General features: G+C 30.2%; 3 protein-coding genes. All 3 read right to left on the reverse strand.

From position 1 onward, the window contains the following. On the reverse strand, nucleotides 1-466 hold a 466-nt coding region (locus tag ACI3VO_RS08960), incomplete at its 3' end, for an indolepyruvate oxidoreductase subunit beta (protein WP_439757584.1). 1 nt (nucleotide 467) lies between these two features. Further along, the gene (gene iorA, locus ACI3VO_RS08965) at nucleotides 468-2,252 is read right to left on the reverse strand and encodes an indolepyruvate ferredoxin oxidoreductase subunit alpha (protein WP_439757585.1); all 1,785 of its coding nucleotides are present in this window, start codon (nucleotides 2,250-2,252) and stop codon (nucleotides 468-470) included. 457 nt (nucleotides 2,253-2,709) lie between these two features. Then, nucleotides 2,710-3,760, reverse strand: a 1,051-nt coding sequence (locus tag ACI3VO_RS08970) for a pyridoxal phosphate-dependent aminotransferase (RefSeq protein ID WP_439757586.1), incomplete at its 5' end; no start/stop codon positions are given.

Consider the following 3,760-nt stretch of genomic DNA (forward strand, 5'->3'; position numbering starts at 1 on the left):
TAGCTTTTATAACAGTTCCTAATAAAATTATATTCATAACTTTTGCATTTCCAAGTTCCATAGCTTTGTCAGCTGCATTTATAACCTTTGCATTTAAAGCTTTTAATTTTTGGTCTACTTCTTCTACTTTGTATTCTGCTTTACCTGTTATAGTTGCTACAGAATCCATTTTGTAATTATTAGCTACTATAGTTCCACCTTCTTTTAGATATTTTAAATATCTAAGTGCTTCCACTTTTTCAAATGAAACTATCATATCAGCACCACCGATTTCTATAACTGGTGAATAAACTTGGTCTTCTGAATATCTAACTTGAGAAGAAACAGATCCTCCTCTTTGACTCATACCATGTATTTCTGACATTTTTACATCGTATCCTGCTTCCATTAATCCTATTGTTAACAATTTACTAGCTAATATAGTACCTTGACCACCTACACCTACTAACATTATACTTTTAGTCATTTTATTTTTCCTCCTTTACTATAGCGTCCTTTGGACAAACTTGTAAACAAACTTCACAACCTAAACATTGATTCATATCTATTGAAGCTTTCTTAGTTTCTTTATCAACTGATATTGCTGGACATCCAGTCTTTGTACATTTTTTACAGCCTACACATTTTTCCACGTCTACAACACATTTTTCAGTAAATACTCTACCGAATTCTTCTATATCAGCTTGAGAGAATCTCTTAAGAGCACATGGCCATCTAGTTATTATAACTGATGCTTCGTCTAGTCCTATAGCCCAATCTAATGCTTCCTTTACTTCGTCTAATTTATTAGGATTTATAACTCTTACGTTTTTAGCTCCTAAGGCTCTTACTACTGTTTCGATGTCTATCATTGTTGTATCTTGACCTTGTAGAGTAAATCCTGAACCTGGATTTTCTTGGTGTCCTGTCATACCTGTTATTCTATTGTCTAATATTATTGAAATAGAGTTACCTTTATTGTATATAACATCTATTAAACTGTTTATTCCTGTATGGAAGAATGTTGAATCACCAAGTACACCAACTACTCTCTTGTCATTACCTTCAACCATATTTAAAACCTTTTGACATCCATGTGCTGAACTTAAGCTAGCACCCATACATACTACAAAGTCCATAGCGTTATATGGTTCTGAATATCCTAATGTATAGCATCCTATATCTCCAGCTACTACGATATCTTTTCTCTTTCCTAATTCATAGAATAATCCTCTATGTGGACATCCTGCACAGAATGTAGGAGGTCTTGGTATAACTAAATCTGCTTCTACATCTTCGTATTTGAAAGTATCTTTAAATATGCTCTTTCTTATTACATCTGATGTCATTTCTCCGTATGCTGGTAGTACATCTTTTCCTATACAATCTATTCCTAATGATTTAACATGATCTTCTATAAATTTATCGTTTTCTTCTACTATATATATTTTTTCTACTTTAGTAGCAAATTCTTTTATTTTTTCATCTGGCATAGGATTTGTGAATCCTAATTTTAAGTAAGATGCATCTTTTCCAAATACTTCTTTAGCGAAGTTAAAGCACATTCCAGAAGCTATAACACCTACTTTAGCGCCTTCATTTATTTCCATATAATTTAATTCTGTTTCATTAGAGAATTTATATAATTTCTTTTCTCTTTCTTCTACATCAATTCTTAGTAATCTAGCATTTGCTGGAACTGTAACTCTCTTTATTTCTTTAACATAAGGTTTTATACCTACTTCATTTCTTTCTTCTAATGATACTAATCCTTTTGAGTGGCAAAGTCTTGTAGTTACTCTAAATAATACTAAAGTATTAAATGTTTCACTTATTTCAAATGCTAATTTCATCATGTCTTTTGCTTCTTGACTTGTTGCTGGTTCTAGTAGAGGTACTTTTGCTGATCTTGCATAGTTTCTATTATCTTGTTCATTTTGAGATGAGTGCATTCCTGGTTCATCTGCTGTTATTACTACAAATCCTCCGTTTATACCAGTATATGCAACTGTGAATAATGGGTCTGCTGCTACATTAAGTCCAACGTGCTTCATAGATGCTACTGTTCTAGCTCCACCAAATGCTCCACCTGCCGCTGCTTCTAATGCAACCTTTTCATTTGGTGCCCATTCTGCCACTATATCATTTTTATATAAAGCTATGTTTTCTAATATTTCTGTACTAGGAGTTCCTGGATATGCAGATGCATATTTAACACCAGCTTCATAAGCACCACGTGCTATGGCTTCATTTCCTGTCATCAATTGTTTCATAACTAAATCCCCCTTAAATCATAATCTTCGTTTTCCTAATATAAACTTTTTTACTTTATTAAAATATATAAACTTTAAAATTATTTAATTAATATAATTTTCCCTTTTCTTAATAAAATCATATAACATTCCAGTAATTGGAATGTCAATAATTTTTTATTTATTTTTATAAAAATTTATTTTATTATTTAATTTATATATTTTACTATTTATTTTTTTATTATTTTTTATTTTTTATTTTAATTATTTAAGTTATTAGAATTATTTTTTTATATATAAAAATTTATATAGTATAAATCCTAATTTAATGTAATTTATCGAATATATGCTATAAAAAAAATAAAGATATTGCTATTTCTTAATTTTTTTGAAATTAATCTGAATAACAACATCTTTATTATATATATCAATTAAATTTTATTTTGTTTTATAATGTAAATTACAATATTTTTAAATATTACATTCTATCTAATACTTCTTTTATTACTGCAGGTGCTTTTCTACATTTAGATTCTTCAACTGCACAAACTGCAAATCTAAGTCCCATTTTCAAAGGTACTAAGTAAAGATTTTGTTTTGCTAATTCTTCACAAGCCTTCATAGGATCATCACATGGTATACTTACGAAGAAACCATCTCTATATGGTAGTATTTCAAGTCCACATTCCTTTGCTCCATCTACAAATGCATTAGCTCTAACTAAAAGCATATCTTTATATGAATTCTTTTCTGTTTCGTATTCTTCGTATTTTTTATTGTCTGCAACTATTTCAGATAAAACAGCCATAGCCCCTCTATTACAGTTTGACCAAGTCGCTCTACAAGAGTGCATTAGTGAATAATAGAATTCTTCTGCTGTATCTTCATCTGAAGATATTCCTATAGCAGCTCCCATTCTCATACCATAAGCTGTAAATCCTTTTGACATACTAAATGCAACTATTGTAAGTATGTTACTTGGTAGGTTTCCAAATTTTTTAAAGAATTTTCTACTTGCATCGTCATCTCTAACAAAATCTATGTACGCAACATCTACAAGAAATACTATTTTCTTTTCAGGGTCTTTAGCAGCTTCCTTAGCTAAATCTAAAACTTTATCCCATTCATCATCAGTTAAACTATATCCTGTTGGGTTATTTCCTGGTGAATTTATTATAGTAAATATTCTACCTTGTCTATTTAATATATCTGTAAATTTTTCGCTGAATGAAGCTATATTGAAGTTTCCAGCTTCATCAAATAAAGAGTAATTTTCTACACCTCTCTTAGTTTCTTCTCCTATTATTCCATATGGAGACCAATACCAGTCTGAAACTAAAACTACATCATTTTCATTAGTGTAATTATACATAGCTAATTTTATAGCTCCACTACCACCTGGTGAAGCAACTACTCTAATGTAGCCTTCTGGATCATTTCCTTTGAAACAAACTTTTTTTACTGCTTCTTGATAAGCTGGTTGACCACCTATAGATGCATATGCAGATATTTCTTCATTTGGTAAAGCT

This window comes from Intestinibacter sp., assembly GCF_051866655.1.
Classification (GTDB): domain Bacteria; phylum Bacillota; class Clostridia; order Peptostreptococcales; family Peptostreptococcaceae; genus Intestinibacter.

Excerpts from the sequence above, each read along its gene's own strand:
- iorA (WP_439757585.1), bottom strand. The coding sequence starts at position 2,252 with ATGAAACAATTGATGACAGGAAATGAAGCCATAGCACGTGGTGCTTAT.